Origin of the sequence: Streptomyces sp. NPDC048603, from assembly GCF_043199475.1 — a bacterium.
Lineage (GTDB): Bacteria > Actinomycetota > Actinomycetes > Streptomycetales > Streptomycetaceae > Streptomyces.
Map to the genome: position 1 here is coordinate 80,893 of NZ_JBICVY010000008.1, position 26,888 is coordinate 107,780.

Sequence of the window (26,888 nt, forward strand, 5' to 3'; positions counted from 1 at the left end):
ACAGGAGGCTTACAACATGAACAACGGGAACGGGACGCTCAGCGGAGCCGTGGTCGCGGTGGCCGGAGCCGGCGGCCCGGCGGGACGCGCCGCCCTGCTCCGCCTCGCCGAGGCGGGTGCCACGGTCGTCGCGTCCGACGCGGACCCGGCCCGCCTGGCCGAGGCCGTGGACGCGGCCCGCTACGCCCACGGCGGGGCCACCGTCACCGGTGACACCGTGGACCTCCTCGACCTGGAGGCCACCAAGGAGTGGGCCGCCCGTACCGAGAAGGAGTTCGGGCGGGTCGACGGCCTGGTCCACCTGGTCGGCGGCTGGCGCGGCAGCAATTCCTTCACCGAGACCGACCTGGGCGACTGGGACTTCCTGGAGAAGCTCCTGATCCGTACCGTCCAGCACACCTCGATGGCCTTCCACGACGGGCTGATGCGCAGCGGAAACGGCCGCTACGTCCTGGTCAGCCAGTCCGGCGCGCACAAGCCGGTGGCGAACAACGCGGCGTACAACGCGGGCAAGGCCGCCGCCGAGGCGTGGACGCTCGCGATGGCGGACTCCTTCCGCAAGGCGGGGGGCGACGACGGCCCGCGTGCCGCGGCTGCGATCCTGATCATCAAGGCACTGGTGCACGACGCGATGCGCGCCGAGCGCCCGAATGCGAAGTTCGCGGGCTTCACCGACGTCAAGGAGCTGGCCGAGGCCATCGTCGGCGTCTGGGAGCGGCCCGCCCCGGAAGTGAACGGACAGCGTCTGTGGCTCACCCCGCAACCCTGAGGACCGATGCCCGCCGGCACCATGACCCGGCGGTGCGCGGCTTCGCCAGCGACAACTACGCGGGTGCGCACCCGGAGATCCTCGAGGCCATCGCCCTCGCCAACGGCGGCCACCAGGTCGCCTACGGCGAGGACGACTACACCGAGCACCTGCAGAAGATCATGCGCAGCCACTTCGGCCCGTACGCGGAGGCGTTCCCGGTCTTCAACGGCACCGGCGCGAACGTCACCGCCCTGCAGGCGATGACGGACCGCTGGGGTGCGGTGATCTGCGCCAAGAGCGCCCACATCAACGTGGACGAGGGCGGCGCGCCGGAGCGGATGGCGGGCATCAAGCTGCTCGCCGTCCCCACCCCGGACGGCAAGCTCACCCCCGAGCTGATCGACCAGGAGGCGTGGGGCTTCGAGGACGAGCACCGGGCGATGCCGCAGGTCGTGTCGATCACCCAGAACACCGAGCTGGGCACGGTCTACACCCCGGAGGAGGTCCGGGCGATCTGCGAGCACGCGCACGCGCTCGGCATGAAGGTGCACCTCGACGGTGCCCGGATAGCCAACGCCGCGGCCTCGCTCGACGTGCCGATGCGCGCCTTCACCAACGCGGTGGGCGTCGACGTGCTGTCGTACGGCGGCACCAAGAACGGCATGCTGTTCGGCGAGGCCGTGGTGGTCGTCAACCCGGACGCGGTCCGGCAGATGAAGCACGTCCGCAAGATGTCCATGCAGCTCGCCTCGAAGATGCGCTTCGTGTCGGTGCAGCTGGAGGCCCTGCTGGCCAAGGACCTGTGGCTGCGCAACGCCCGGCACGCCAACGAGATGGCGCAGCGGCTCGCGGCGGGCGTGCGCGAGGTGGACGGGGTGGAGATCCTCTACCCGGTCCAGGCGAACGCGGTGTTCGCGAAGCTGCCGCACGAGGTGTCCCGGCGGCTGCAGCAGCGGTACCGCTTCTACTTCTGGGACGAGGCCGCCGGGCACGTCCGCTGGATGTGCGGTTTCGACACGCAGATCGAGGACGTGGACGGCTTCCTGCAGGCGCTGAAGGAAGAGATGGCCCGCTGAGGGTGGTGCCGTCCACGGCCGTGGATTATCGATAGACATACGAAAATCTGCATAGGTATGCTCCTGGATCATGGAACTGATCCAGGAGCATTCCGACGTGTCCGCGTACCTCGCGGCGGACGAAGTCATCGACCACGACCACCCGTTGGTCCAGGAGACAGCCGACGCGCTCTGGACCGCCACCGGCGACGCGTACTCATACGCCAAGGTCGCCTTCGAGTTCGTCCGCGACACCGTCCCGCACTCCGCGGACTCCGGGGACATGCGGGTCAGCTGGCGCGCCTCCGACGTGCTCGCCACCCGCAACGGCATCTGCTACGCCAAGTCCCACGCGCTGGCGGCACTGCTGCGGGCCCGGGCCATCCCCACCGCCCTGTGCTACCAGCGGCTGACCGAGGACGGCGGAGCCGACCCGGCCGTACACGGTCTGGTCGCCGTCCTGCTGCCGGGGGAGGGCGGCTGGGCGCGCCAGGACCCCCGGGGCAACAAGCCGGGCGTGGACGCGCAGTTCTCCCTCGACGGCGAGCGGCTGGCCTTCCCGGTCCGCCCGGAGCTCGGCGAGGTGGACTACCCGACGCTGTACGCCGCACCGCACCCCGCCGCGCTCCGGGCCCTCCGGGAGTCACCGGACCGCCCGGCCCTCTGGCGGAACCTCCCCACCGAGCTGTAGGCCCGGGCCCGCCTCAGCCGGTCTCCGCCGAATCCGCCCGCCCAACCGGCTCCCGCGCGGCGGCCGGCGCCGCACTCCCCGCACCCGCGGGCCGCGGGGCGGGGGACCGGCCGCGCACGCCCCGGTGCAGCAGTGCCGCGGCGAGCTGCAGCCCGGCGATGCACAGCAGCAGCACCCGGGGCGGCGCGGACGCGGCCAGCCCGGCCAGAGCCGCTCCCAGCGCCGCGGCGGTGACCTTCAGGCCGGCCCCCAGTGTGAACACCTGGGTGCGCGCCTCTGCGGGCGCGTGCTCCGAGCGCAGCCGCAGGGTGGCCGTGAGCAGCGGCCCGTCACACACCCCCGCCACGCCGAACAGCACCGCGATCACCGGCAGCGACGGACCGGCCGCCGCGGCGGCGAGCGCCACCCCCGTGCCCGCCAGGGCCCAGCGGGCCAGCCGGCCCGGCTCCACCGAGGTGACCCGGCCCAGCGTCAGCGCCCCCGTCAGCGCCCCCAGCGCGAACGCCGTCAGCAGCACCCCTCCGCCGTGCCGGCTCAGCAGCACCGCGGTGGTGCTCAGCGCCCCGACCCCGACGAAGGCCAGGGTGGTCGCGGAGGTGATCGCGCGCAGCTCCCGCACCCGCCACAGCGCGGCCAGGCCCGCCGCCATCCCGGACCCGAGCGAACCGCCGCCGCCGGCCGCCGCGGCGTACGGCAGCGACGCCGCCAGCACCGCGGCCACGGCCGCCCCGGACGCCAGCAGCAGCACCGCCGGACCGGCCGACCCCAGCGCCGCGAAGGTGCTCACCACGACCGGAGCCGTCACCGAGGCCGCGTTGTAGGTCGCCGCGTCCCAGCCGTACGCCCGGTCCCGCCCCGGACCGGGCGGCACCAGCCCGGCGACCAGGCTGGACAGCCCGCCGGTCACCATCGGCCCGCAGGAGCCGCCGACCAGCGCCACCGCGAGCACCACCGGCGCCGGCGCCCGGCCGACCAGCAGCGCGAGCGTGGCCATGGACGCCGCGAAGCCGGCCAGAGCCCCCACGTGGAAGAGCCGGGGGCGCCGACTGCGGGCCGCCAGAGATCCCGCCAGGGGGGCGGCCAGGACGTGCGGAGCCAGCCAGGCGGTCAGCACAAACGCCCCGTACGCCGCGCTGCCCGTCCGCTCCAGCGCCAGCAGGACCAGCGCGATTCCCATGCCCTCGGAGGCAAGCCGCGCGGCTGTCGCCGCGCCCAGATATCGCCGTAACACCTTCATGGGTCAAGACGTTACATTGGGGGTGTGAAAGGTTTCGACCCCGCACTGAGACTTCTCGACATCGCCGAAGCGGTCCGCGTCCACCCCGACCTGCCCCGCCCCGACCTCGCGGCCCTCCTCGCCCGGCACGGGGAAAGCCCGCAGGACCTGGCGGAACCCGCCTTCACGGAGACCGATGCCGCCGCACTGCGCGCGGCTGCCCTGCGGATGGGCGAAGTGCTCGCCGAAACCGACGCGGACCGGGCCGCAAACGCGCTCAACGAGGTCTTCGACGACTGCGGGGCCCGCCCGCGCCTGACCCGCCACGACGGCCATGCCTGGCACCTCCACGTCGACCGCGAGGGCGCGGGCTGGGGTGAGTGGTTCCTGGCCTCCGGCGCTCTGGCGCTGGCCGGCCTGCTCACCGAGTACGGCCGCACCGCCTGGGGCGCCTGCCCGGCGAACGGCTGCGGCCGCTACTTCCTCGGCGCCGGCCCCGGCAGCCCGCGCCGCTACTGCTCGACCACCTGCTCCGGCCGTGCCCGCGTCGCCGCCCACCGCCGTCGGCAGGCGGCCTCCGGCTGACGGGCGGCCACCCGCCCGGCGCACGACTCCGTCTCCGGATGGCCTAGGGGTGTACCCCGAGGGGAGTTCCCGGGAGGCGCCCCCGGCGGAGGGCGATGAGTCTGACTGCGACCCCCTCCTCGAAGGAGACCTGGATGAACCTGCAGTCCGGCGCGGCCCGAAGGACCTCACACAAGGCCCGGCGCACGCCCGTCATCGCCAGGAGCGCGGCGGTGGCCGCCCTGGCGCTCTCACTGACCGTCGGCGGAACCACCGGCACGAGCGCGAGCCCGGCCGGCCCCGCGGGCGGCGGTGAAGCGGCCGTGAGCCGTCTGGCCTTCCACGACGAGACGCGCAAGCTCTGGGAGGACCACATCACGTGGACCCGCCTCTCGATCGTGAGCTTCGCCGGGGAGCTGCCGGACCTGGCACCGACCCTGCAGCGGCTGTTCCGCAACCAGGACGATCTCGGGAACTCCTTCAAACCGTTCTTCGGCGAACGGACCGGGAACGAACTGACCGCGCTCCTCCGGGAGCACATCCAGGGCGCGGTCGACATCCTGGTGGCCGCCAAGGCCGGGGACCGGCAGCAGCTGGAGGCGGCCATTGCCGCCTGGTACGCGAACGGGGAGGAGATCGCGGACTTCCTCAGCGCGCTGAACCCGAAGTTCTGGCCCCAGGACGAGACGCGAGCCATGATGCGCGAGCACCTGGACCTGACGCTCGAAGAGGCCACTCACCGCCTGCAGGGCGACTTCGAGGCGGACATCCAGGACTATGACGAGGTGCACAACCACATCCTCGGCTTCGCCGACTTCCTGTCCTGCGGGATCATCAAGAAGTTCCCGGACCAGTTCCGCAAGCACCCCAAGGCGGACGCGATCTGCCCGTGACGCCCGTTCCGTGACGTCCCTCGCGACCGCCGCCTCCGAGGGGCGGCGGTCGCCGACCGCGGGTCGCGCGGGTCAGACCCCGCCCGCCTCCTTGAGCTGGGCCATCGTCGGCGCGGTGCCGCCCAGGTGGGCAGGCAGCCACCAGGAGTCCTCGGTGCCCTTCGGGCGCCCCGGATAAGCGCGCTGCGCCGCGTCCAGCAGCTCGTCGACCCGGCCGCGCAGCTTCCGGGTGAGGGCGCCCGCGAACTGGTCCGCCGGCGCCTCCAGCGGCTCTCCGACCCGCAGGGTCACCGGGATGTGGCTGCGCCGCAGGTCCTTGGGGCGGCCCTTGGTCCACAGCCGCTGGGTGCCCCACAGCGCCACCGGGATCACCGGGACCCCGGCCTCCTGCGCCATGCGCACCGCGCCCGACTTGAAGCTCTTCAGGGTGAACGACTGCGAGATCGTCGCCTCGGGGAAGACTCCGATGATCTCACCGCCGCGGAGCGCGGCGAGAGCCTGCTGGTACGCCGCCTCGCCCTGCGCCCGGTCCACCGGGATGTGCTTCATGGCCCGCATCAGCGGACCGGACACCTTGTGCCGGAACACCGACTCCTTCGCCATGAAGCGGACGAGCCGCTTGGACGGCCGGGCGGTCAGCCCGGCGAAGATGAAGTCGAGGTACCCGATGTGGTTGGAGACCAGGACCGCACCGCCCTTGCGGGGGACGTTCTCGGTGCCCTTCATGTCGATCCGGATGTCGAGCGCCTTGAAGAGGGTGTGGGCGGCGCCGATCACCGGCGGGTAGACGAGGTCAGCCATCGTGGGGGACATCCCGCTTTCTGCCTGGGGAGGTGGGAGGTGCTCCCGGCTGTAGGTGCTTGAGGGGTGCCACGTACCCGTGGGGGCGTACGCGAGGGTCTTCTGCTGTGCTTCGAGTGCACAAGTTACGCCGACGTAGGTTACGCGGCCCCGTGGATCGTCTCCCAAACGGCCCCCGCAGGCCACCCCGCGGGCCCCTGCCGGGGGAGATTCTCGTCACGCCGTGAAGCGCGCCGGGAATGCGGGCGCACCCCCGCGGCGCTCGGATCAGCGTACGAGCACACGGGCGGCAGGGACGGGAGCACAGGTGGCGACGGAGCGGGACGGGCGGCCGGACGGGACCGGGCAGGAGCGGCGGCTGGGGGCCGCGGAACTCGGTGCCGAGCCGGGGCCGCGGGCCACCCTGGTGCAGTTCTCCAGCGCCTTCTGCCGGCCCTGCGTCACCACCCGGCGGATCCTCGCCGAGGTCGCCGCCATGGTCGACGGTGTGACGCACATCGAGATCGACGCCGAGGAACGGCTCGCGCTGACCCGCCTGCTGGGCGTCGAGCAGACCCCGACCGTCCTGGTGCTGGACGCGGCGGGCCGGATCGTCCGGCGGGCCACCGGCATGCCCCGCAAGGCCGACGTGATCGCCGCCCTCGGTGCCGCCGTCTGACCGCCCGCTCCTCGGAGCGGGGGCTCGCGCCCGGGAGTGCGCCCCCGGCCCCCCAGTGACGCGTCTGACATCTGCGGGCCTGCGCTTGACGCCGCGCGCCGGTGATCGACAGGCTGACCGTACGCGGTACGAACAGAAGGATTTGTCGATGACGGCCCCGCCCGCCCCAGCAGAGACCCAGCAGGGTTCACCCGAGCTGCTCCGCTCGGTCTTCCGGCAGCACGCCGCCGGTGTGGCGGTGATCACCGCGGCCCACGAGGGCCGCCCGGCCGGCTTCACCGCGACCTCCCTCAACTCGGTTTCCGCCGATCCGCCGCTGCTCTCCTTCTCCGTGGGCACCGGATCGTCCAGCTGGCCGGCGCTCGCCGCGTCGGACCACGTCGGGGTCCACATACTCGGCGAGCACCAGCAGGACCTGGCCGGACTGTTCGCGCGCAGCGGGGCCGACCGGTTCGGCCCGTCCACGGCCTGGCGCCGCGGCCCCCACGGGGTGCCGCTGCTGGACGGGGTGCTCGCCTGGCTGGTGTGCCGGGTGGCGGCCCGGGTCCCGGCGGGGGAGCACCGGGTCGTCATCGCGGAGGTGATTGCGGGCGACCCGCTCGGGGAAGGCCGCGGACAGGGGCGCCCCCTCCTGTACCACGGGGGCCGCTTCAACGCGCTGCGGGACTGAATCGTCCCGATCTGCTCCGTTGGCAAGGTCACAGTCCACCGGCCTTGCAACCTGGCGAAACGCACGCTGTACTGACGAGTAACATTTCGATCGGAGCGCGGGCCGCCCCGACCGGGAGGCGGCCGAGAAGGCGCCTATGCTGCCAGCTACAAGGCAGCACCAGAAAAGACGATGCAGTAGGAGAGCCGGCGTGAGCTTGAGGATCGTTGTCTGTGTGAAGTACGTGCCCGACGCCACCGGCGACCGGAAGTTCGCGGACGACCTGACGGTCGACCGGGACGACGTCGACGGCCTGCTGTCGGAGCTCGACGAGTACGCCGTCGAGCAGGCGCTGCAGATCTCCGAGAACTCGGACGACGACGTGGAGATCACCGTCCTGACGATCGGCCCCGAGGACGCCAAGGACGCGCTGCGCAAGGCGCTGTCGATGGGCGCCGACAAGGCGATCCACGTCGAGGACGACGACCTGCACGGCACCGACGTCATGGGCACCTCCCTGGTGCTGGCCAAGGCCGTGGAGAAGGCCGGGTACGACCTGGTCATCGCCGGCATGGCCTCGACCGACGGCACCATGGGCGTCCTCCCGGCGATCCTGGCCGAGCGCCTGGGCGTCCCGCAGGTCACCCTGCTCTCCGAGGTCAAGGTCGAGGACGGCACCGTCACCGGCCGCCGCGACGGCGACGCCGCCAGCGAGCAGCTCGAGGCCTCCCTCCCGGCGGTCGTCTCCGTGACCGACCAGTCCGGCGAGGCCCGCTACCCGTCCTTCAAGGGCATCATGGCCGCCAAGAAGAAGCCGGTGGAGTCCTGGGACCTCTCCGACCTCGACATCGAGGCCGAGGAAGTCGGCCTGGAGGGCGCCTGGACCGCGGTCGACTCCGCCGCCGAGCGTCCGGCCCGCACCGCCGGCACGATCGTCAAGGACGAGGGCGAGGGCGGCAAGCAGCTGGCCGAGTTCCTGGCCGGCCAGAAGTTCATCTAAGGACTTCGGTCACCTTCACCGCCCCCTCATACTTCGCAATCGCAGGAGAGCAGTCCCATGGCTGAAGTTCTCGTCTACGTCGACCACGTGGACGGTGCCGTCCGCAAGCCCACCCTCGAGCTCCTGACGCTCGCCCGCCGCATCGGCGAGCCCGTCGCCGTCGCCCTGGGCGCCGGTGCCGAGGCCACCGCCGCCACCCTCGCCGAGCACGGCGCGGTCAAGGTCCTCACCGCCGACGCCCCGGAGTTCGCCGACTACCTGGTCGTCCCGAAGGTGGACGCGCTGCAGGCCGCGTACGACGCGGTCTCCCCGGCCGCCGTGCTGGTCCCCTCCTCCGCCGAGGGCAAGGAGATCGCCGCCCGTCTGGCCGTCCGCATCGGCTCCGGCATCATCACCGACGCCGTCGACCTGGAGGCGGGTGACGAGGGCCCGGTCGCGACCCAGTCCGCGTTCGCCGCGTCCTTCACCACCAAGTCCCGTGTCTCCAAGGGCACCCCGGTCATCACCGTCAAGCCGAACTCGGCTCCGGTGGAGGCCGCCCCGGCCGCCGGCGCCGTCGAGGCGCTGGCCGTCACCTTCGGCGCCCTGGCCACCGGCACCAAGGTCACCGCGCGCACCCCGCGCGAGTCGACCGGCCGCCCCGAGCTGACCGAGGCCGCGATCGTGGTCTCCGGCGGCCGCGGCGTCAACGGTGCCGAGAACTTCGCGATCATCGAGGCCCTCGCCGACTCGCTCGGCGCGGCCGTCGGCGCCTCCCGCGCCGCGGTGGACGCCGGCTGGTACCCGCACTCCAATCAGGTCGGCCAGACCGGCAAGTCGGTCTCCCCGCAGCTGTACATCGCCTCCGGCATCTCCGGCGCGATCCAGCACCGGGCCGGCATGCAGACCTCGAAGACCATCGTGGCCATCAACAAGGACTCCGAGGCCCCGATCTTCGACCTGGTCGACTACGGCGTGGTCGGTGACCTGTTCCAGGTCGTCCCGCAGCTGACCGAGGAGATCAAGGCGCGCAAGGGCTGATCCGGCGCATCCGCCGCCGAGGTCTTCCTGACCTGCGCAGACATCCGGTCCCGGGGCCGCGTGGTGATGCTCACCACGCGGCCCCGGGCCGTTTGCGTGCACCATTGACTGAGCGGAATGACCTGACTAAATTCTGCTATGCGGATCAATGCTTCCGTGAAGCGGAAAATAGGAGTGTGCAGGATGGGTCAGCAGGAGAAGGTGGCGACGAGCCTCGCAGGTGCGGTCAGCGAGGGCATCAGCGCTTCCCTCGCACCGGTGGACGCGGAACTCGCGCGCCGGTACCCGGGTGACCCCGGCACGCGGCAGCCGATCCACACCGTCTACGTCCCCGGTGACGTCTTCGCCGCGGACACCATCCGCAGCTGGGGCGACCAGGCCCTGGCCGCGCTCGACGAGCACGCCCCGGACGCGGCCACCTTCGGCAAGGTCCTCGGCATCAACGACGAGCTCGCCGAGACCGTCTACGAGCGCGTCCGTGCCAAGCTCGCCACGGAGCCCATCGAGGACCTCCGCGTCGACTTCGAGGACGGCTTCGGCGTCCGCTCCGACGAGGAGGAGGACCAGGCCGCCGCCCGCGCCGCCCGGCTCATCTCCGAGGCGTACTCCAACGGCACCAACGCCCCCTACATGGGCATCCGGATGAAGTGCATGGAGTCCAACGTCCGGGACCGCGGCATCCGCACCACCGACGTCTTCCTGTCCGGCCTGCTCGCCCACGGCGGCCTCCCGGACGACCTGGTCCTCACCCTTCCCAAGGTGACCTACGCCGAGCAGGTCTCCGCCTTCGTCGAGCTGCTGGAGGCCTTCGAGACCTCCCGCGGCCTGCGCCCGGGCCGCCTCGGCTTCGAGATCCAGATCGAGACCAGCCAGTCCATCCTGGCCTCGGACGGCACCGCGACCGTCGCCCGCATGATCGACGCCGCCAAGGGCCGCGCCACCGGCCTCCACTACGGCACCTTCGACTACAGCGCCTGCGTCGGCGTCTCCGCCGCCTACCAGGCCAGCGACCACCCGGCCGCCGACCACGCCAAGGCGATCATGCAGGTGGCCGCCGCCGGCACCGGCGTACGCGTCTCCGACGGCTCGACCAACGTGCTGCCGATCGGCACCACCGAGAAGGTCCACGAAGCCTGGAAGCTGCACTACGGGCTGACCCGCCGCGCCCTGGCCCGCGCCTACTACCAGGGCTGGGACATGCACCCGGGTCACCTCCCGACCCGCTACGCGGCCGTCTTCACCTTCTACCGCGAGGGCCTGGAGGCCGCCGCCGCCCGTCTGAAGGCCTACGTCGCCAAGATCGAGGGCGACGTGATGGACGAGCCGGCCACCGCCAAGGCCCTGGCCGGTTACCTGGTCCGCGGCCTGAACTGCGGCGCCGTGGGCGCCGACGAGGTCACCGCCCTGACCGGCCTGAGCCGCGCCGAGATCGACGCGTTCGCGATCCCGCGCCGCTCGGCGACCCTGACGGCCAACGCCTGACCCAGGCCCGCGTGCACGGCCCGGCTCCGGTTCACCGGGGCCGGGCCGTCGGCGTGTGCCCGCCCGGCAGCACCCAGCGCCTCAGGGTGCCGTCGTCCCCGGCCGTGGCGAGCAGGCTCCCGTCGGGGGAGAAGGCGACACCCCGCACGGCGGCGGTGTGCCCGGTCAACGGCAGGACGACGGCGGACCCGCCGGTCCGGACGTCCCACAGCCGGGCGGTGCCGTCGGCACTCGCACCGGCCAGCAGCCTGCCGTCGGGGGAGAACGCCAGCCCGTGCACCTGGCCGGTGTGCCCGAGGAGCTGCCGGCGGGCCACCGGCCGGGCGGTGAGGTCCCACAGCCACACCTCTCCGCCGAGGTCGCCGGCGGCCAGCAGGCCGCCGTCGGGGGAGAAGACGATCGTGCGGACCTCCGCCCCGTGGGCGGTCAGGGCGGACTCGACGGGCACCGGCGGGGTCAGGTCCCACAGAGCCACGGCCCGGTCCGTGCCCACCGCCAGCCGTCCGTCGGCGGACACGGCCACCGGGGACGCGCCCCACACCCGCTGGGGGGCGACGTCCGCCAGGGATTCGGCGGCGTCGGTCCGGACGGTCGTCCACGCGCCGTCCCGGCCGGCCACGGCCACCAGGACGCCATCGGCCCGGAACGCCACGTTCGCCATGAGCGACACGGGATGGACCATGGGGCCCGGCCGGGCCGTGCCCGCGGTCCACAGCCGCGCCGGGCCGCCCTCCTCGGGGAACTCCAGTCCCCACGGGTCGAATGCCGGCACCGCCAGCACCTCCGGAAGCGGCTCGCAGGTCTCCGCGTCCAGGGTCAGCACGGTCCGGTCCGCGGTGTGGACGAGGAGCCGGCTGCCGTCCGGGGAGAAGACGAGCCGGCGCAGCGGCGCCCCGGTCCGGCTCGTCACGGCAGGCAGGGGGACGGCGTGATCCGCTCGCAGGGCCGCCGCCAGGGCGGCCGCGCCCAGTGACACCGGGGGCCCGGGGGCGGGGCCGCGCCGGTGCAGCAGGACGGTCCCGTCGTCGCCGGCGGTCGCGAGCAGCCGCCCGTCCGGGGAGAAGGCGATCGCGTTGACGGCGAGGGTGTGCCCGGTCAGCGGCGGGCCCACCGGGAACCCGGTCGCCGTGTCCCAGAGCCGCACCGTCCGGTCTCCGCTCCCCGTCGCGAGCAGCGCCGCGTCCGGGGAGAAGGCCACCGCGTTCACGGCGTTGTCGTGTCCGTGCAGGGGTGCCCCGAGGGGCCGGCCGGTGGCGGCGTCCCACAGCCGGGCGGTGGTGTCGTGGCTTCCGGTGGCCACCAGGCGGCCGTCGGTCGAGTAGGCGAGGGCCTCGACGTTGTCCGAGTGGCCGGCCAGGGGTGCGCCGACCGGCCCGGCGGTGGCCGTGTCCCACTGCTGCACGGCCTCGCAGCCGTCGGCGATCACCAGCTGCCGCCCGTCGGCCGAGAAGGCGAGGGCGTCCGCCTGCCCGCTGTAACGGGCGTCGGCGGGACCGTGCGGAGCGTCGGTGAGCAGGTCCACCGGCCACCGGCCGGAGATGTCCACGGCTGTGCCGAGCAGGTGCCCCCCGTCGTCGAATGCCAGGCCGCCGGCCACGCTGCGGTGCCATCCGGCAAGGCCGACGGGTGTGAGCGTGCGAGCATCCCACAGGTGCGCGCGGCCGTCGTCGCGGAGGGCGGCCAACCGGTCCCCACGGGGCGAGAAGGCAACGTGGAGGACCGGCGCGGAGTACCCGGCGCTGGTCAGCACCGCTTCGGCCCTGCCGTCGGCGGTGTTCCACAGCCGGACCGTCCCGTCGTTGCCGGCGGAAGCCAGCGTGTGGCCGTCGGGCGAGAACGCGAGCCGCCATACCAGGCGCGTGTGCCCGATCAGCCGGTGGGCGATCGTGAACGGGGCATCGTCCTCGACCGTCTCGGCCGGTGCCGGTGCCGGTGCCGGAGGGGCGGGTGCGGGGGGAGCCGGCGGGGCGTCGCGCCGGGCCGAGCCCGTATCGAGGGCGGCCAGCGCACGCCACCGGCGGCGCCAGGGCTCCAACTCGGCGGCGTTGTGGGGCGGGATGGGCCGCTCCCGCCCGAACTCGTCGTAGGAGTGAAGGATCCGTACGAGCCCCATGAGCCGGTCGAGCCCGGGCAGCCGCTCACCGCGGAACGCGTCGCTCTGGGTGGACACCGGAAGCCGGATGCCCGTGGAGGACTTGGCCGCGCGCGCGGCCAGATCGCGGTACGAACGATTGCCGCGGTCCAGGCGCAGTCTGCGCAAGTCCGCCGCCAACGCCGCGAGTTCTTCGCTGAATGCAGGCACGCTGTTCATCACCGCACAGGTTAGGCGCGGTGACGGTGCGTCGCCGGACGATCCCGGACAGGGCGGAACAGCGGCGGAGTCCGGCGGAGTCCGGCAGGGTCCGGCCGGGTCCGGCGACGTCCGACCGTGGTCCGGTCCGTTCGGTGGATTCCTCCCGTGATCCCGGCCGGCGCTGTCATCGGGGCATGACCACACCTCCGGGCGGGGAACCGCCCTTCCTGAGCCTGCACACCGCCGTCGTGCTGCTCTGCGCCCTGCTCGCGGGCGCCGTGACCGGCGGTCTGACCTTCCTCGGCGGCACCGGTGCCGCGCTGTCGGTGCTGGGCGGGCTGACCGCCGCCGGGGTGTCGGTGCCCGTCCTGCGCGGACTCATCCGGTGACGCCGCCCGGGACGGGTCAGGGGGCGGGCGGGAGTTCGCCCGAGCCGCGGGGGATCAGGCGGGTGGGGAGCACGATGCGCTCGGGCGCCGGGCGGTCGCCTTCGAGGCGGGCGAAGAGGCGCTCGGTGGCCACCCGGCCCAGAGCCGCCGCGTCCTGCGCGACCACGGTGACGCCCGGCCGCAGCAGATCGGCCAGTTCGAAGTCGTCGAAGCCGACCAGGGCGGCGAGGGGGCGGGGCTCGGCGGCGAGTACCCGGACCAGGGTCACCGTGACCCGGTTGTTCCCCGCGAACAGCGCGGTCACCGGGGCCGGTCCGGCCAGCATGGCGGTCGCTGCGGCCGTGACCCGCTCCGGTGCGGTGGAGCCCAGGGAGACCCAGCACTCGTCCACCGGCAGGCCCGCGTCGTCCATCGCCGCGCGGTAGCCGCGGAGGCGTTCGGTGGCCGTGTGGATCCGGGGATGGTCGCCGATGAAGCCGATGCGGCGGTGGCCGTGGGCGATGAGGTGGGCGACCCCCTCGCGGGCGCCGCCGAAGCTGTCCGAGAGGACCACGTCCGCGTCGATCCGTCCGGCCGGGCGGTCCACGAACACGGTCGCCACGCCGGCCTCCATCTCCGGCTCCAGGTAACGGTGGTCGTCGCCGGCCGGAATCACGATCAGGCCGTCCACGCGGCGGGCGCACAGCGCGAGCGCCAGCTCCCGCTCCCGGTCCGGGTCCTCCGCGCTGGAGCCGTTGACCAGCAGCGCGCCGTGCGCCCGCGCGACCTCCTCGACGGCCCGGTTCAGCGGTCCGTAGAAGGGGTCCGCGAGGTCTTCCAGTACCAGGCCCACGGTGGCCGTACGCCCCTTGCGGAGCACGCGGGCGCTGTCGTTGCGGCGGAACCCCAGTGCCTCGATGGCCTCCTGGACCCGTCGTTCGGTCTCCGCAGTGACACCGGGCTCGCCGTTCACCACCCGGGACACGGTCTTGAGGCCCACTCCGGCGCGGGACGCCACGTCCTTCATCGTCGGCCGGTTGCCGTAGCGGGGATCGGACGGGCGGCGGGACTGGGGCACGGTGGCGGGACCTCCGGACGGGGCGACGGGGTGCGGAGCGGCGGGACCGCGCTCCGGGATCGAGGATATGCAGTCGGGGAGGGGCGTGTCGGGCACTCGGCCGACAATCGGGTTTCCCTGCCGGGGTGTTCCGGGCAAGCCCACTGGGGCGTGCATCGGGCGTCACCGGGCGTGTGTCGGAAGAGGGGTAATCGTGATTGTCTGGATCAACGGCGTCCCTGGCGCCGGAAAGGCCGGGGTGGCCCGCGAGCTGACCGCTCTCGTCCCGGACAGCACCCTGTACGACCCCGAGACGATCGCGGACACGGTCCGTGCGCTGCTGCCGGGCAAGCGGCTCGACGAGGTGGCGGACCATCAGGAGCTGGCTGCCTGGCGGCGCCTGGTGGTGGATGCCGCGGCGGCGCTGCTCGCGGAGCTCGGCGGGGTGCTGGTGGTCCCGATGGCCCTGCTGCGGCAGGAGTACCGCGACGAGATCTTCGGTGGGCTGGCGGCTCGGCGGATCCAGGTGCGGCATGTGCTGCTCGCGCCTGGCGAAACGATCCTGCGGGGTGAGGCCGTCCCCCGGCGTGAGGCTGTTCCGCGGGGTGAGGCCGTCCCGCGGCGCGAGGCCGTCCCGCGGAGCCAGGTGCCGGGGTGGCTCACGGCCGACGCGTACGTGATCGACAACGCGGAGCTGTCGCCGCGGGAGACGGCGGAGCGCATCGCCGAGGCGGTGCGGACCGACGCCGCCGGGGTGTGCGGGATCGTGCAGACGCCCGAGCCGAGGGCGGAGACGGTGGCGGCCGGGGTGCTGCTCTTCGACGAGCAGGACCGGGTGCTGCTGGTGGACCCGACGTACAAGCCGGGCTGGGAGTTCCCGGGCGGCGTGGTCGAACAGGGGGAAGCGCCGGCCCGGGCGGGGGTGCGGGAGGTCGCGGAGGAACTGGGGGTCGAGCTGGACGGCGTGCCGAGGCTGCTGCTGGTCGACTGGGAGGCGCCGAGGCCGCCGGGGTTCGGGGGGCTGAGGTTCCTCTTCGACGGTGGGCGGTTGCCGGCGGAGGCGGTCGCGGGGTTGCGGCTGCCGGGGCCGGAGCTGCGGGAGTGGCGGTTCGTGACGGAGGGGGAGGCGGCGTCCCTGCTGCCACGGCTTCGCTTCGACCGGCTGAGGTGGGCTCTGCGGGCGCGGGAGCGGGGGGTGGTGCTGAATCTTGAGGCGGGCGTGCCGATTGGCTGACGCCGGCGGGGGGTTGGGAGACTTCGCCGAGGGGGGGCGGGCGGGCGGGGGTCGGTCGGCTTCGGCTTCGGCCTTGGCTTCGGGTGTGGGGACTCGGTTGCCGGGAGGGCCGGGGTCCGGGGCTGGGCGGCTTCGGGTGCGGGGGCCGGGGGCTCCGGCTGGGGGTGTCCGGGACGGCATGATTTACGGCGCGCTGAGCGAGATCCGGCTGCTGAGCGGGGGCGCGCCACAAATCACGCTTGAGTGTCCCGGACACCCCCAGCCTCCACCCCCGTCCCCCTCCCGGTACCCCGCGTGAGTATGGGTAGACGTCCGAATCCCCGCGTGGTGTCGACAGCCGCCGACCTCGGTGTGGGCAGGCGTCCCGCAGGGCGATGGGGGTCCTCCCCCTGGCTTCGCCGGGGGTACCCCCACCTGCTCGAGCGGAGTCGAGAGCTTGGGGGAGGGTGGGCACACCGGGGCACCCCCGCGCAACTTTTGCACCCCCGCCCAACCCTAAGCCTCGCTCACGGGGACCGGGGCGCAGCTCCGGCTCACAGGTTGCGGGGCCCGGCCCTGCACAGGGCTCCGGGCCTGGCCCGGACGGGGGCCGGCGGGGAGCGGAGGGAGCTCCGGGTCAGGCGGGGGTGGTGGTCAGGGCCGTGTGGAGCGTGGTCGGGGTGTCGCGGGTGAGGGGGTCGCCATGGCCGAAGCAGGCGATCGCCGGGGCCAGAGCCACGAGCTTGGCGAAGGAGGCGATCGCCTGGGCGCGGTCGACGTTGAACACGCCCAGCATCACCTGCCGCACGCCCGCCACGCAGTCGCCGGTGAACAGCACGCCGTGCTCCGGGAGGTGGATTCCGATGCTGCCCGGCGTGTGCCCCGGCGCGTGGACGACGCGCGCACCGCCTCCGAAGAGGAGCTCCTCGCCGTCCTCCAGTTCCCGGTCCACCCGGGTCGGCGGGGCTTCCGGGACCGTGAGCCCGTGCTCGTACAGCGGGACCTCCCAGTCGAGCAGGACCGGCTCGGGGACCGGGGCCTCGCCCCGGATCACCGGGGCGTCCAGGCGGTGCGCCAGCACCTGCGCGCCCCAGCGCGAGGCCAGTTCACCGGCCGCCCCGACGTGGTCCCGGTGGCAGTGGGTCAGGACGATCCGCTCCAGGCGCTCGGGGCCGAGGCCGAGGGAACGGATCGCCCCCTCGATCTCCGCGGCGGACTCGGCGTTGCCGGAGTCGATCAGGGTCAGGGCCCCGCCGTCCTGCCAGAGATAGGCCTGGCCGATCGGGAAGCGCAGCATGTGGAGCCGGTGGGGAAGCACCTCGACAAGATCCATGCCGGGAACGTACGTCCGGAACGGTGCGTTCGGGCGGCGCGTACGCCGGGAGCCGATTTTCTACGCCGACAGCGCACGGTCCGTGGGGGCGTCAGGCGCGCTTGGATTCCGCGTAGTTGAGCAGGAACAGTGCTTCGGCCACGGAGAGCCGCTCCAGTTCCTCCGGGGACACGCTCTCGTTCACCGCGTGGATCTGCGCCTCCGGCTCGCTCAGCCCGATCAGCAGCATCTCGGTCTCCGGGTAGAGCGAGGTCAGCGTGTTGCACAGCGGGATCGAGCCGCCCATGCCGCTGATCTGCATCTCCTGTCCCGGGTACGCGGCCTCCAGCGCGGCCCGCATCGACGCGTACGCCGGGCTGGAGGTGTCCGCCTGGAACGGCTGGCCCTGCCCGACGAGTTCGACCTCCAGGCGCGCCTTCCACGGCGTGTGCGCCACCAGGTGCGCCTCCAGCAGCTTGATCGCCTCGGTGGTGTCCACGCCCGGCGGCACCCGCAGGCTGATCAGCGCGGCCGCGCTCGCGTGCACGGACGGGGTGGCGCCGACCACCGGCGGGCAGTCGATGCCGAGGACGGTGATCGCGGGCCGCGCCCACAGCCGGTCCGCGACCGTGCCGTCACCGATCAGCTCGACCCCGTCCAGCACCCTGGCGTCCGCGCGGAACTCGGCTTCCGGGTACTGCAGGCCCTCCCACACGGCGTCCGCGGCCAGTCCGTCGACGGTGGTCGAACCGTCCGCCGCGCGCAGCGAGTCCAGCACCCTGATCAGCGCGGCCAGCGCGTCCGGGGCGGCACCTCCGAACATGCCCGAGTGCAGGTTCCCGCCCAGGGTGTCGATCTTCACCTTGAGCTGGCACATGCCCCGAAGGGTGGCGGTCACGGTGGGCAGGCCCAGGCGGAAGTTGCCCGCGTCGCCGATCACGATGGTGTCGGCGGCCAGCAGCTCCGGGTGCGCCTCGGCGTACTGCTGGAGGCCGCCGGTGCCCTGCTCCTCGGAGCCCTCGACGATCACCTTCACGCCGACGGGGACGCCGCCGTTGGCCTTGAGCGCGCGCAGCGCCAGCAGGTGCATGACGAAGCCGCCTTTGCAGTCCGCCGCGCCGCGCCCGTACCAGCGGCCGTCGCGCTCGGTGAGCTCGAACGGCGGGGAGACCCAGGCGGCCTCGTCCAGGGGCGGCTGGACGTCGTAGTGCGCGTAGAGCAGCACGGTCGGCGCGCCGGCCGGGCCGGGAAGGAAGCCGTAGACGGACTGCGTGCCGTCGGGGGTGTCGAGCAGGGCGACGTCCGTGAATCCCTCGGCGCGCAGTGCGTCCGCGACCCAGTTCGCGGCCCCTTCGCTCTCGCTCCTGGGGAACTGGGCCCAGTCCGCGACCGACTGGAACGCCACCAGCTCGGCCAGCTCCGCGTGGGCGCGGGGCATCAGCGAAGCGACGGTCTCGGCGATCGGGTGGGGCGACATGGGCACGCTCCTGTTGGGTGCGACGTTGTGCAGTGACGTAGGCCGGGTACGGCGGACGTTGTCACCGATCCTCGCACAGCGGATCGGGGCGCCTGTCGCCGTAGGATTTCCCGGCATCGGAGCAACCGGGTGATCAGGAGCAGCAACACATCGTGAGCAGCGACGACGTACGCGACGAGGCACGGCGGCAGGCGGCGGACGGGGCGGGGGACGGACTGCCCGGGCCGGCGGGGGACGCGGTGCCCGAGGGGGCGGCCGGGGAGGCGGACGCTGCGGCGGCCGAGGACGTGGCGGTGGCTGAGGACGCGGAGGCAGTTGAGGACGCGGAGGCGGTCGAGGACGCGGAGGCGGTCGAGGGGGGCGGAGAGGCCGAGGTCTGGGACGTCGTGGTGGTCGGCGCGGGCCCGGCCGGTGCCTCGGCGGCGTACGCGGCCGCGGCGGCGGGCCGCCGGGTGCTGCTGCTGGAGAAGGCCGAACTTCCCCGTTACAAGACCTGCGGCGGCGGCATCATCGGGCCCTCCCGGGACTCCCTGCCGCCGGGCTTCGTGCTTCCCCTCCAGGACCGGGTGCACGCCGTCACCTTCTCGATGAACGGCAGGCTGGCCCGGACGCGCCGCTCCCGGCACATGCTCTTCGGGCTGATCAACCGGCCGGAGTTCGACGCCGGGCTGGTGGCCGCCGCGGAGAAGGCCGGCGTTCAGGTGCGCACCGGCACGGCGGTCGCCAGGGTGGAACAGCACGGCTCCGCGGTCCCGGACCGGCGCACGGTGGCGGTGGTCCTGGCCGACGGGGAGACCGTGCTCGCGCGGGCGGTGGTCGGCGCGGACGGCAGCGCGAGCCGGATCGGTGCGCACGTGGGCGTGGAGATGGAGCAGGTGGATCTTGGGCTGGAGGCGGAGATCCCCGTTCCGCCGACGGTCGCCGAGGACTGGAAGGGGCGGGTGCTCATCGACTGGGGTCCGCTGCCCGGCAGTTACGGCTGGGTCTTCCCGAAGGGCGACACCCTCACGGTGGGCGTGATCTCGGCGCGCGGGGAAGGCGCCGCGACCAAGCGCTACCTGGAGGACTTCATCGCCCGCCTCGGCCTGGCCGGCTTCGAACCGGCGGTCTCCTCAGGGCACCTGACCCGCTGCCGGACGCCCGATTCCCCGCTCTCGCGCGGCCGGGTGCTGGTCGCGGGCGATGCGGCGGGGCTGCTGGAGCCGTGGACCCGGGAGGGCATCTCGTTCGCGCTGCGCTCGGGGCGGCTGGCGGGGGAGTGGGCGGTGAAGATCGCCGAGGCGCAGGACGCGGTGGACGCGCGGCGCCAGGCACTCAACTACGCCTTCGCGATCAAGGCCGGGCTGGGTGTGGAGATGGCCGTGGGGCGCCGGATGCTGAAGGCGTTCGAGGCGCGGCCGGGGCTGCTGCACGCGGCGATCACCGGCCTTCCGCCGGCCTGGCGGGCCTTCGCGCGGATCTGCCGCGGTTCGACCACGCTGGGCGACATGGTGCGCAGGTATCCGCTGGCACGGAAGGCGCTGCACGTCCTGGACGGGCGGCAGGCGCAGGCGCGCGTGGGCACGGCCGAGGGCGCGGACGCGAGTGCGCGTACGGGTGAGGGTGCGAGTACCGACGCGGGTGCGGGTGCGGCCCCCGAGCGGCGCTGACCGCGGCCGGGGTTGAGCCCGGTCGTGGTGGAGCGGGGTCCGGGCCGAGCGCGGTCGAGGCTGCGAGGTGTCCCTGCCGGGTGTGGCCGCGCCCGTGCCCGGCAGGGGCCGGTCGCGGCCGTCACCGCGCCACCGTGATCCGGAAGACGGGGTGGTCGGCGGCGGCAGCGCGCAGTACGGCGTCGGAGGAGGCCGCCGTCACCCCCTGGAAGAACCGCCCGACCTCCCAGCCCCACTTCTCCAGGTAGCCGCGGAGTACGGTGACCTGCTCGGCGGGGTCGGTGATCTCGACCGCGGTGAAGGCGCGGACCTTGCGCCCCACGCGGAGCTCGCCGGCCCCGGCCGCCCGCATGTTGCGGACCCACTGGGAGTGGCCCCGGGCCGAGACCAGGTACTGGGTGTCACCGTGGGTGTACGGGTTGACCGGGATGCGCTGCATGGCGCCGGAGGTACGGCCGCGCACCGAGAGCTCGGCGGTACCGGCCAGACTGACGCCGAGCCGGGCCAGCCTGCCGATGAACCGGTGGAGGCGCTGGTCGAAGCCGTTGCCCTGGACGTAGTACGGGCTGTTCGCGGTCATGGGGTGCTCCTCGTGCAGGTGTGTTCGTGCGTTCCGGCATTCATTTCGAGAGCGGTGCTCTCTCTTGAGATCAGTGTGCACGGATCGTCGCACCAAATCAAGAGCACTGCTCTCGCTTTGGTGCGACGCTCTTGTTTCTGGGCACTGATCCGACCGTGGCACACTGGCGACCATGAACACCGTGCGAGGAGCCCGGGAGCGGGCCCGGATCGAGGTCACCGCGGCCATCAAGGACGAGGCGCGCCGCCAACTGGCGGCCGAGGGTGCCGCGAAGCTGTCGCTGCGCGCCGTGGCCCGCGAGCTCGGCATGGTCTCGTCCGCGCTGTACCGCTACTTCCCGAGCCGCGACGACCTGCTGACCGCCCTGATCATCGACGCCTACGACAGCGTCGGCACGGCCGCCGAGGCGGCCCTCGCCGGCACCGAGGGCGCCCCGCCGCGCGCCCGCTGGGTCGCCACGTGCACCGCCGTCCGCGCGTGGGCCCTGGCACACCCCCACGAGTACGCCCTGATCTACGGGTCTCCCGTCCCCGGCTACAGCGCCCCCGCGGACACGGTCGGACCGGCCTCCCGGGTCGGCAACGTCTTCATCGCCGTTGCCCGGGAGGCCCACACCGGCCGCGGCCTGGCGCTGCCCCCGCTCCCGGCCGGACTCCGGGCGGAGGCGGAGCGGATGACCGAGGAGTTCGCCCGCGGAGTGCCGCCCGAGGTCACCGCGGCCCTGGTCGCGGCCTGGGCGCAGCTGGTGGGGCTGATCTCCTTCGAGCTCTTCGGCCAGTTCCGGCGGGTGGTCGAGGAGTCCGAGCGGGACCGGTTCTTCGCGCACAACGCGGACCGCCTCGCCCACGAGGTCGGGCTGCCCGCCGCCCCGCCCGCCGCCCCGTCAGCCGTATGACCTCCGGCGGGCGACCGTGCGCAGGGCACGCCGGCCCGACGTGTGGTGTGGCCTGACGGGGCGTGGCGGTGTGGCGGGTCAGTAGTGCTGGGCCAGGCAGAATTCGTTCTCCTCGGGATCGGCCATCACGACGACCACACCCTCGTCGTAGTCGTGCCGTTCGCCGGTGAACCGGCCGCCGAGGGCGACGACCTGGGCGATGCCCTCGTCGATGTCGTCGACGATGACGTCGAGGTGCAGGCGCACCTTGCCCTGCTTGGGCTCGGTCACCGGCTGGAAGACGAGCCGGGGCTGCGGATCGCCGAGCTCGCCGAGGTAGATCCAGCCGGGCCGGGTCGGGCCCGGCGGACGGTCCAGCAGGATGCTCCAGAAGCCCGCCACTCTTTCGACGTCGGCGCAGTCGATGGTCACTCCGGCCCAGCGGTTCGGCATGGTGTCAGCCCTCCTGTGTCATGGTGTGAGGGGTCGAGGGCCCCCGGCGGACCAGTTCCCCGACCAGGTGTCCGGCCGCGGCCGCGGGGGTGGTCCCCCGGGTCCTGGCCAGGTGGAAGATCCGGTGGAGCGTGGCCGCGATGTCCTCGATGCGCGCGGTCAGCCGCTCCTCGGACTCCCGGCGCAGTTCGATCCCGGTGGCGTGGATGACGCCTCCTGCGCTGACCACCACGTCCGGCGCCCACAGGATGCCACGCGCCGCGAGCAGGCGGGCGGTGTCCGGCTCGTCCAGCTGGTTGTTTGCCGGGCCGGCCACGGCGGCGCACCGCAGGCGCGGCACCGTGCGGGCGGTCAACAGGCCGCCGAGCGCGGCCGGAACGAGGACGTCGACCTCCATGGCGAGAGCGTCGTCCGGCTCCACCCAGGCCGCGCCCAGCTCTTCGGCCAGGCCGCGCCTGCCCGGGTCGACGTCGGTCACGACGAGCCGGGCGCCTGCCCGGTGCAGCAGTCGCGCCACATGGCCGCCGACCGCACCGAGACCGATCACCCCGAAGGTCCGGCCGGCGAACCGCGGTGACCCGAAGGCCTCTTCGGCGACCGCGCCCAGTGCGGCGAGGGTGCCGCGCGCGGTGTGCAGCGAGGAGTCGCCGCTGCCGCCGTCCTCGACCGGCCGGCAGCAGACGTGGCGGGTGCGTCCGCCGATCACGGACATGTCGGCCGGGCTGCTGCCCACGTCCGGCCCCGCGATGTAACGGCCGCCCAGCGATTCGATCGCATCACCGAGGTCGTGGAGCAGCGCCGTGCGCTCAGCCCCGGCCGGCCGTGCTGCCGTCGGCAGGGCCACGACTGCTTTCGCACCGCCATGTTCCAGACCGGCCAGCGCGTTCTTCCCGGTCATCGCCTCCGAGAGCCGCAGCGCGTCCGCGACCGCCGCGCCCGGATCGGCGTAGTGCGCGATCCGGCAGCCGCCGGCGGCCGGGCCCAGGACGGTCGAGTGGATGGCGACACAGATCGGGAGGCCGCTGCGGCGGCCGCGTACCATCTGCACCAACTCATGTGAAAGATTCGGCATGTTGAGGGACAGAGACTGCTCAAGTACGGCTGTCATGACGCGAAGCTAACCGCTCCGGCACCTCTTGCAGCCTCCGGCCGAACGAAAGTCGGCACGAGGGCGATACTCGCTGCATGGACGAACTTGATTCGGCGATACTCCGGCTTCTGCAGAGTGATGCGCGCCAGACCAACCGTGCCATCGCACGCACCCTCGGCATCGCCCCCTCGACCTGTCTCGAACGCATCCGGGCGCTGCGCGCCCGCGGGGTGATCACCGGCTATCACGCGGCGGTCGACCCGGCCGCCCTGAACCGCCATGTCCAGGCGCTCATCCACTTCCAGATCCGCCCCCTGAGCCGGACGGTCATCGAGGCGTTCAAGGCGTACGCCGCCGGCCTGCCCGAAGTCAGCACGGTGTACGTCGTCACGGGCGGCGACGACATGATCGTGCACGTCTCCGCGCCCAGCGTGGACCACCTCCACAGCTTCCTCATGGACAAGTTCACCGCCCGCCGCGAAGTCGTCGGATTCCGCACCTCGGTGATCTACCAGCACACCCACAACCAGGTACTGCCACCCCTCACCCCATGAGCGGTGCTTCCTTCCTAGGCGCCGTCGTTCTCCGGGCGCCGGGCGAAGCGCCACAGCAGGTGGACCGCCCGCAGCACGAACACCGCCGCCGCCGCGATGCCGCCCGCCGCGGGCAGGAGTCGTTCCAGCAGCCCAGGCAGGCCGAAGAACAGGGCCGGACCGGCCACCGCGCCGAACACCAGCGCGGCCGCGAACGCCCCGCTGAACACGGCGTACCCGATCTCGACGGTGATCGCGTCCCGGTCCGCCTGGTTCCGCCTGCCCATCAGATGCGCGAGTTCTCGTTCCAGAGCCGGGCCAGTGCCAGGTCTCCGGTGACCGCGGGCCCCTCCAGCGGGGTCCGGTTCCACAGCGCCGCGTACAGCCAGGCGGCCTCGGCGGTCACCTCGCAGTCCGCCGTGCCCAGGTCGCCGGTGATCGTGCGCGGCGGCTCGTGCGACAGGTGGACGGACCACACGGCGCCGGTGTCCGCCGCGCGGATCCGGAGCAGCTTCGGCTCCTCCGTACGGACCCTGCTGCGGCCCCGGGCGTGGAAGCCGGTCAGCAGTTCGTCCACCCCGTCCTCCGCGAACTCCGGTTCCACCGGCCCGAACTCGTGGAGCTGGTAGCCGCGGGCCGACTCCGAGTCCAGCCGGTGCACCGTCGTCTCGTGCGCCTGCCGCCGTGCCCAGAAGCCCAGCGGGGTGGGAGCGGTGGGCAGGAAGGTCCAGCACTGCACGTCGGCCGGGGCCTCGGAGAGCACCCGGACCAGATCGGCGTGCCCCTCCCGGTACCAGGCCACCAGCTCCGCGCCGGTGATCTCCGGGCCCTCGCCGGGAGGCACCGGGTCCAGCCGCCGCTCCTCCACGAACCCCGCCGCCCACCGGTGGACCGCCCCGGTGTGCCGCAGCAGGTCCGCCACGCGCCATCCCGGACAGGTGGGCACCGGGGCGTCGGTCCCCACGTGCTCGGCCGTCTCCGCCAGCAGCCCGCCCTCGCGTTCCAGCACCTTCACGTACTCGGTGATCTCCATGCCGGGCAGTCTGGCACGCGTCTCGCGCACCATGGAGGAGTGAGGACGAATTGAACGGGGAACCCCGGGGGCTGTTCCCGGAGCCGTTCCCGGAGCTGTTCCCGCGCGAGCGCACCGAGATCGCGCCCGGGGCCGTGCACGTGCCCGGATGGCTGGACCAGGACCGGCAGCGGCGGCTGGTCGAGGCGTGCCGGGAGTGGGCGCGCCCCCCGGCCGGCCTGCGCACCGTACGGACCCCGGTAGGCGGGACGATGAGCGCCCGGCAGGTCTGCCTCGGGCTGCACTGGCACCCGTACGCCTACGCCACCACGGCCGTGGACGGGGACGGAGCACCGGTGAAGCCGATGCCGGCCTGGCTGTCCGAGCTGGGCCGGGAGGCCGTCCGCGCCGCGTACGGGGAGGGGACCCGCGACGACGGCCGCGACGGCCGCGACGGTCACGGAGGTGCCGGCGGCCCCGGCGGCCTGCTCGCGCGCCTCGGCGCCGGAGAGGCGTACGACATCGCGCTGGTCAACTTCTACGACGCGGACGCGCGCATGGGCATGCACCGGGACGCGGAGGAGCGCTCCGGCGCCCCGGTCGTCTCGCTCAGCCTCGGCGACAGCTGTGTCTTCCGGTTCGGCAACACCGGCACGCGCGGGCGCCCGTACCGGGACGTGGAGCTGCGCAGCGGAGACCTGTTCGTCTTCGGCGGCCCCTCCCGGCTCGCCTACCACGGGGTGCCCAAGGTGTACCCGGGCACCGCCCCGCCGGGCCTGGGGCTCACCGGCCGGCTCAACATCACGCTGCGCGTCGGCGGACTCGGCCCCGCCTGACCGCCGGGGGGATCCCCTGCTCCGGCCCCCGGGGTGGATGCGGCGCATGAGCGGTGCGCCGATCATGCGAGGATCGCCTCTATGAACGGCAGCGGCAACGGCAACGGCAGCACGGGCTCCTCGCGCACCAAGCTCGAACGGGGCAGGGGTGCCCTCGGGCCCGCGCTGGAGCTGGTGCACACCGGCCGCGCGCCGACCCGGGCCGTGCTCACCGCGGAGCTCGGCGTCACCCGGGCCACCGCCGGGGCCGTGGCCGCGGAGCTGGAGGCCCTCGGCCTGATCCGGGTCGACTCCCGGCCCGGCGCCGCGGGCGGCGGCGGCAGCCAGGGCCGTCCTTCGCACCGGCTGTCCGTCGACGAGCACGGGCCCGTCGTCCTGGCCGCGCAGATCCACCCGGACGGGTTCCGTGCCGCGCTCGTCGGCCTCGGCGGCCGCATCGTGGCCACCGCGCCCGGCCGTACCGTCTCCGCCGACCCCGCCACCGTGCTGCGGGAGGTCGTCCAGACCGGTGCCGCCCTGCTCCACCGGAGCGGGCGGCGCTGCGTGGGCGCCGGGCTGGCGGTGCCCTCCGCCGTCGCCGAGCCGGAGGGGACGGCCCTCAACCCGCTGCACCTCACCTGGCCCGCCGGTTCCCCGGTACGGGCGGTCTTCGCGGAGTGCGTGAAGTCGGCCGGGATCGACGGGCCGGCGCTCACCGGCAACGACGTCAACCTGGCGGCGCTCGCCGAGCACCGGCACGGCGCCGGACGCAGCGCCCAGCACCTGCTGTGCGTGGCCACCGGCCACCGCGGCGTGGGCGGCGCGCTGGTGCTGGACGGCCGTCTGCACAGCGGAAGTTCCGGTCTCGCCCTGGAGGTGGGCCACCTGACCGTCAACCCGGAGGGCCGCCCGTGCCACTGCGGCAGCCGCGGCTGCCTGGACGTGGAGGCCGACCCCCTCGCCTTCCTCACCGCCGCCGGCCGCACCCCCGGTCCGGAGGTGTCGCTGCTGCAGCAGGCCCGGGACCTGCTGCGCGCGGAGTACGGCGACCCGACGGTCCGCGCGGCCGCGGAGGAGATCGTCGACCGGCTCGGACTCGGCCTGGCCGGGCTGGTGAACATCCTCAACCCGGACCGGATCATTCTGGGCGGCCTGCACCGGGAGCTGCTGCACGCCGACCCGGAGCGGCTGCGCGCGGTCGTGGCGGACCGCAGCCTGTGGGGGCGCAGCGGCGGGGTGCCGATCCTGCCGTGCACCCTGGACCACAACAGCCTGGTGGGTGCCGCCGAGCTGGCGTGGCAGCCGGTGCTGGACGACCCGCTGGGTGCCCTGGGCCCGGTCGGCTGATCCGGGCCCGGCCGGCTGGTCCGGGGCCGGTCGGC

At 73.6% G+C, this 26,888-nt stretch carries 28 protein-coding genes; 17 read left to right on the top strand and 11 right to left on the bottom strand.

The window, feature by feature from the left end:
- Positions 1-16 precede the first annotated feature (16 nt).
- From ACGFQ9_RS20755 to ACGFQ9_RS20765, 3 genes are all read left to right on the top strand, one after another.
- Positions 17-769, top strand: a complete 753-nt coding sequence (locus tag ACGFQ9_RS20755; RefSeq protein ID WP_393575496.1) for an SDR family NAD(P)-dependent oxidoreductase — start codon at positions 17-19, stop codon at positions 767-769.
- Complete coding sequence (locus ACGFQ9_RS20760) at positions 766-1,827, top strand: threonine aldolase family protein (protein WP_393575984.1); 1,062 nt, start codon at positions 766-768, stop codon at positions 1,825-1,827. The genes ACGFQ9_RS20755 and ACGFQ9_RS20760 overlap by 4 nt, the downstream gene beginning before the upstream one ends.
- Before the next feature lie 70 nt (positions 1,828-1,897).
- Complete coding sequence (locus tag ACGFQ9_RS20765; protein ID WP_393575498.1) at positions 1,898-2,497, top strand: transglutaminase domain-containing protein; 600 nt, start codon at positions 1,898-1,900, stop codon at positions 2,495-2,497.
- 13 nt (positions 2,498-2,510) lie between these two features.
- Here the strand turns inward: ACGFQ9_RS20765 and ACGFQ9_RS20770 are convergent, their stop codons facing one another.
- The gene (locus tag ACGFQ9_RS20770) at positions 2,511-3,734 is read right to left on the bottom strand and encodes an MFS transporter (RefSeq protein WP_393575499.1); all 1,224 of its coding nucleotides are present in this window, start codon (positions 3,732-3,734) and stop codon (positions 2,511-2,513) included.
- A 24-nt stretch (positions 3,735-3,758) separates the two neighbouring features.
- Here ACGFQ9_RS20770 and ACGFQ9_RS20775 point away from each other — a divergent pair, with 24 nt between their 5' ends.
- Both ACGFQ9_RS20775 and ACGFQ9_RS20780 read left to right on the top strand, forming a co-directional pair.
- Positions 3,759-4,298, top strand: a complete 540-nt coding sequence (locus ACGFQ9_RS20775; protein ID WP_393575501.1) for a CGNR zinc finger domain-containing protein — start codon at positions 3,759-3,761, stop codon at positions 4,296-4,298.
- Between the two features lie 134 nt (positions 4,299-4,432).
- Positions 4,433-5,170 carry a hypothetical protein gene (locus tag ACGFQ9_RS20780; RefSeq protein WP_393575503.1) on the top strand — a complete coding sequence of 246 codons (738 nt, stop codon included), beginning with the start codon at positions 4,433-4,435 and terminating at the stop codon, positions 5,168-5,170.
- Positions 5,171-5,242: 72 nt separating this feature from the next.
- Here ACGFQ9_RS20780 and ACGFQ9_RS20785 read toward each other — a convergent pair whose 3' ends face one another.
- Positions 5,243-5,971, bottom strand: a complete 729-nt coding sequence (locus tag ACGFQ9_RS20785) for a lysophospholipid acyltransferase family protein (RefSeq protein WP_393575504.1) — start codon at positions 5,969-5,971, stop codon at positions 5,243-5,245.
- A 307-nt stretch (positions 5,972-6,278) separates the two neighbouring features.
- Here ACGFQ9_RS20785 and ACGFQ9_RS20790 point away from each other — a divergent pair, with 307 nt between their 5' ends.
- The 5 genes from ACGFQ9_RS20790 (at position 6,279) to ACGFQ9_RS20810 (ending at position 10,780) form a co-directional block, all read left to right on the top strand.
- Positions 6,279-6,629: a TlpA family protein disulfide reductase gene (locus ACGFQ9_RS20790; RefSeq protein ID WP_393575506.1), complete on the top strand. Its 351-nt coding sequence runs from the start codon at positions 6,279-6,281 to the stop codon at positions 6,627-6,629.
- A gap of 148 nt (positions 6,630-6,777) precedes the next feature.
- Positions 6,778-7,299 (top strand): flavin reductase family protein, encoded by a 522-nt coding sequence (locus ACGFQ9_RS20795; RefSeq protein ID WP_393575507.1) that lies wholly within the window; start codon positions 6,778-6,780, stop codon positions 7,297-7,299.
- 190 nt (positions 7,300-7,489) lie between these two features.
- Positions 7,490-8,278, top strand: a complete 789-nt coding sequence (locus ACGFQ9_RS20800; protein ID WP_393575508.1) for an electron transfer flavoprotein subunit beta/FixA family protein — start codon at positions 7,490-7,492, stop codon at positions 8,276-8,278.
- A 57-nt stretch (positions 8,279-8,335) separates the two neighbouring features.
- Positions 8,336-9,298, top strand: a complete 963-nt coding sequence (locus tag ACGFQ9_RS20805; protein WP_393575509.1) for an electron transfer flavoprotein subunit alpha/FixB family protein — start codon at positions 8,336-8,338, stop codon at positions 9,296-9,298.
- Positions 9,299-9,481: 183 nt separating this feature from the next.
- Positions 9,482-10,780, top strand: a complete 1,299-nt coding sequence (locus tag ACGFQ9_RS20810; RefSeq protein WP_393575511.1) for a DUF6986 family protein — start codon at positions 9,482-9,484, stop codon at positions 10,778-10,780.
- 31 nt (positions 10,781-10,811) lie between these two features.
- On the opposite strand, the gene ACGFQ9_RS20815 is transcribed toward ACGFQ9_RS20810, so the two are convergent.
- Complete coding sequence (locus ACGFQ9_RS20815; protein WP_393575512.1) at positions 10,812-13,091, bottom strand: WD40 repeat domain-containing protein; 2,280 nt, start codon at positions 13,089-13,091, stop codon at positions 10,812-10,814.
- 176 nt (positions 13,092-13,267) lie between these two features.
- On the opposite strand from ACGFQ9_RS20815, the gene ACGFQ9_RS20820 reads away from it, so the two are divergent.
- Positions 13,268-13,462 (top strand): hypothetical protein, encoded by a 195-nt coding sequence (locus tag ACGFQ9_RS20820; protein WP_393575513.1) that lies wholly within the window; start codon positions 13,268-13,270, stop codon positions 13,460-13,462.
- A gap of 16 nt (positions 13,463-13,478) precedes the next feature.
- On the opposite strand, the gene ACGFQ9_RS20825 is transcribed toward ACGFQ9_RS20820, so the two are convergent.
- Complete coding sequence (locus ACGFQ9_RS20825; protein ID WP_393575985.1) at positions 13,479-14,468, bottom strand: LacI family DNA-binding transcriptional regulator; 990 nt, start codon at positions 14,466-14,468, stop codon at positions 13,479-13,481.
- A gap of 244 nt (positions 14,469-14,712) precedes the next feature.
- On the opposite strand from ACGFQ9_RS20825, the gene ACGFQ9_RS20830 reads away from it, so the two are divergent.
- A complete protein-coding gene (locus ACGFQ9_RS20830) occupies positions 14,713-15,732 on the top strand; it encodes an NUDIX domain-containing protein (RefSeq protein ID WP_393575514.1) in 1,020 nt (339 codons plus the stop codon).
- A gap of 616 nt (positions 15,733-16,348) precedes the next feature.
- Here ACGFQ9_RS20830 and ACGFQ9_RS20835 read toward each other — a convergent pair.
- Together ACGFQ9_RS20835 and ACGFQ9_RS20840 are read right to left on the bottom strand one after the other, a co-directional pair.
- Entirely contained in the window at positions 16,349-17,044 is a 696-nt protein-coding gene (locus tag ACGFQ9_RS20835) for an MBL fold metallo-hydrolase (protein ID WP_393575515.1), read from the bottom strand.
- 91 nt (positions 17,045-17,135) lie between these two features.
- Positions 17,136-18,500: a dipeptidase gene (locus tag ACGFQ9_RS20840; protein WP_393575516.1), complete on the bottom strand. Its 1,365-nt coding sequence runs from the start codon at positions 18,498-18,500 to the stop codon at positions 17,136-17,138.
- A gap of 386 nt (positions 18,501-18,886) precedes the next feature.
- Here ACGFQ9_RS20840 and ACGFQ9_RS20845 point away from each other — a divergent pair, with 386 nt between their 5' ends.
- Complete coding sequence (locus ACGFQ9_RS20845; RefSeq protein WP_393575986.1) at positions 18,887-20,149, top strand: geranylgeranyl reductase family protein; 1,263 nt, start codon at positions 18,887-18,889, stop codon at positions 20,147-20,149.
- Positions 20,150-20,270: 121 nt separating this feature from the next.
- On the opposite strand, the gene ACGFQ9_RS20850 is transcribed toward ACGFQ9_RS20845, so the two are convergent.
- A complete protein-coding gene (locus ACGFQ9_RS20850) occupies positions 20,271-20,729 on the bottom strand; it encodes a nitroreductase family deazaflavin-dependent oxidoreductase (RefSeq protein ID WP_393575518.1) in 459 nt (152 codons plus the stop codon).
- A gap of 172 nt (positions 20,730-20,901) precedes the next feature.
- Here ACGFQ9_RS20850 and ACGFQ9_RS20855 point away from each other — a divergent pair, with 172 nt between their 5' ends.
- Positions 20,902-21,624, top strand: a complete 723-nt coding sequence (locus ACGFQ9_RS20855; RefSeq protein ID WP_393575520.1) for a TetR/AcrR family transcriptional regulator — start codon at positions 20,902-20,904, stop codon at positions 21,622-21,624.
- 78 nt (positions 21,625-21,702) lie between these two features.
- Here the strand turns inward: ACGFQ9_RS20855 and ACGFQ9_RS20860 are convergent, their stop codons facing one another.
- Together ACGFQ9_RS20860 and ACGFQ9_RS20865 are read right to left on the bottom strand one after the other, a co-directional pair.
- On the bottom strand, positions 21,703-22,056 hold the full coding sequence (locus tag ACGFQ9_RS20860; RefSeq protein WP_393575521.1) for a VOC family protein: 354 nt from the start codon (positions 22,054-22,056) through the stop codon (positions 21,703-21,705).
- A 4-nt stretch (positions 22,057-22,060) separates the two neighbouring features.
- The gene (locus ACGFQ9_RS20865) at positions 22,061-23,098 is read right to left on the bottom strand and encodes a Glu/Leu/Phe/Val dehydrogenase dimerization domain-containing protein (RefSeq protein ID WP_393575987.1); all 1,038 of its coding nucleotides are present in this window, start codon (positions 23,096-23,098) and stop codon (positions 22,061-22,063) included.
- 143 nt (positions 23,099-23,241) lie between these two features.
- Here ACGFQ9_RS20865 and ACGFQ9_RS20870 point away from each other — a divergent pair, with 143 nt between their 5' ends.
- Positions 23,242-23,700: an Lrp/AsnC family transcriptional regulator gene (locus ACGFQ9_RS20870; protein WP_393575523.1), complete on the top strand. Its 459-nt coding sequence runs from the start codon at positions 23,242-23,244 to the stop codon at positions 23,698-23,700.
- Between the two features lie 14 nt (positions 23,701-23,714).
- Here the strand turns inward: ACGFQ9_RS20870 and ACGFQ9_RS20875 are convergent, their stop codons facing one another.
- Both ACGFQ9_RS20875 and ACGFQ9_RS20880 read right to left on the bottom strand, forming a co-directional pair.
- A complete protein-coding gene (locus ACGFQ9_RS20875) occupies positions 23,715-23,966 on the bottom strand; it encodes a DUF6332 family protein (RefSeq protein WP_393575525.1) in 252 nt (83 codons plus the stop codon).
- A complete protein-coding gene (locus ACGFQ9_RS20880) occupies positions 23,966-24,712 on the bottom strand; it encodes a maleylpyruvate isomerase family mycothiol-dependent enzyme (RefSeq protein WP_393575526.1) in 747 nt (248 codons plus the stop codon). The genes ACGFQ9_RS20875 and ACGFQ9_RS20880 overlap by 1 nt, the downstream gene beginning before the upstream one ends.
- 50 nt (positions 24,713-24,762) lie before the next feature.
- On the opposite strand from ACGFQ9_RS20880, the gene ACGFQ9_RS20885 reads away from it, so the two are divergent.
- Both ACGFQ9_RS20885 and ACGFQ9_RS20890 read left to right on the top strand, forming a co-directional pair.
- Entirely contained in the window at positions 24,763-25,527 is a 765-nt protein-coding gene (locus ACGFQ9_RS20885) for an alpha-ketoglutarate-dependent dioxygenase AlkB family protein (protein WP_393575527.1), read from the top strand.
- An 81-nt stretch (positions 25,528-25,608) separates the two neighbouring features.
- Complete coding sequence (locus ACGFQ9_RS20890) at positions 25,609-26,853, top strand: ROK family protein (RefSeq protein WP_393575528.1); 1,245 nt, start codon at positions 25,609-25,611, stop codon at positions 26,851-26,853.
- Positions 26,854-26,888: the final 35 nt, after the last annotated feature.

Bases quoted from the DNA above. Each gene is read 5' to 3' on its own strand.
- ACGFQ9_RS20755 (WP_393575496.1), top strand. From the start codon at position 17: ATGAACAACGGGAACGGGACGCTCAGCGGAGCCGTGGTCGCGGTGGCC.
- ACGFQ9_RS20765 (WP_393575498.1), top strand. From the start codon at position 1,898: ATGGAACTGATCCAGGAGCATTCCGACGTGTCCGCGTACCTCGCGGCG.
- ACGFQ9_RS20770 (WP_393575499.1), bottom strand. From the start codon at position 3,734: ATGAAGGTGTTACGGCGATATCTGGGCGCGGCGACAGCCGCGCGGCTT.
- ACGFQ9_RS20780 (WP_393575503.1), top strand. From the start codon at position 4,433: ATGAACCTGCAGTCCGGCGCGGCCCGAAGGACCTCACACAAGGCCCGG.
- ACGFQ9_RS20785 (WP_393575504.1), bottom strand. From the start codon at position 5,971: ATGGCTGACCTCGTCTACCCGCCGGTGATCGGCGCCGCCCACACCCTC.
- ACGFQ9_RS20795 (WP_393575507.1), top strand. From the start codon at position 6,778: ATGACGGCCCCGCCCGCCCCAGCAGAGACCCAGCAGGGTTCACCCGAG.
- ACGFQ9_RS20805 (WP_393575509.1), top strand. From the start codon at position 8,336: ATGGCTGAAGTTCTCGTCTACGTCGACCACGTGGACGGTGCCGTCCGC.
- ACGFQ9_RS20810 (WP_393575511.1), top strand. From the start codon at position 9,482: ATGGGTCAGCAGGAGAAGGTGGCGACGAGCCTCGCAGGTGCGGTCAGC.
- ACGFQ9_RS20815 (WP_393575512.1), bottom strand. From the start codon at position 13,091: ATGAACAGCGTGCCTGCATTCAGCGAAGAACTCGCGGCGTTGGCGGCG.
- ACGFQ9_RS20820 (WP_393575513.1), top strand. From the start codon at position 13,268: ATGACCACACCTCCGGGCGGGGAACCGCCCTTCCTGAGCCTGCACACC.
- ACGFQ9_RS20825 (WP_393575985.1), bottom strand. From the start codon at position 14,468: ATGAAGGACGTGGCGTCCCGCGCCGGAGTGGGCCTCAAGACCGTGTCC.
- ACGFQ9_RS20835 (WP_393575515.1), bottom strand. From the start codon at position 17,044: ATGGATCTTGTCGAGGTGCTTCCCCACCGGCTCCACATGCTGCGCTTC.
- ACGFQ9_RS20840 (WP_393575516.1), bottom strand. From the start codon at position 18,500: ATGTCGCCCCACCCGATCGCCGAGACCGTCGCTTCGCTGATGCCCCGC.
- ACGFQ9_RS20850 (WP_393575518.1), bottom strand. From the start codon at position 20,729: ATGACCGCGAACAGCCCGTACTACGTCCAGGGCAACGGCTTCGACCAG.
- ACGFQ9_RS20855 (WP_393575520.1), top strand. From the start codon at position 20,902: ATGAACACCGTGCGAGGAGCCCGGGAGCGGGCCCGGATCGAGGTCACC.
- ACGFQ9_RS20860 (WP_393575521.1), bottom strand. From the start codon at position 22,056: ATGCCGAACCGCTGGGCCGGAGTGACCATCGACTGCGCCGACGTCGAA.
- ACGFQ9_RS20865 (WP_393575987.1), bottom strand. From the start codon at position 23,098: ATGGTACGCGGCCGCCGCAGCGGCCTCCCGATCTGTGTCGCCATCCAC.
- ACGFQ9_RS20870 (WP_393575523.1), top strand. From the start codon at position 23,242: ATGGACGAACTTGATTCGGCGATACTCCGGCTTCTGCAGAGTGATGCG.
- ACGFQ9_RS20875 (WP_393575525.1), bottom strand. From the start codon at position 23,966: ATGGGCAGGCGGAACCAGGCGGACCGGGACGCGATCACCGTCGAGATC.
- ACGFQ9_RS20880 (WP_393575526.1), bottom strand. From the start codon at position 24,712: ATGGAGATCACCGAGTACGTGAAGGTGCTGGAACGCGAGGGCGGGCTG.
- ACGFQ9_RS20890 (WP_393575528.1), top strand. From the start codon at position 25,609: ATGAACGGCAGCGGCAACGGCAACGGCAGCACGGGCTCCTCGCGCACC.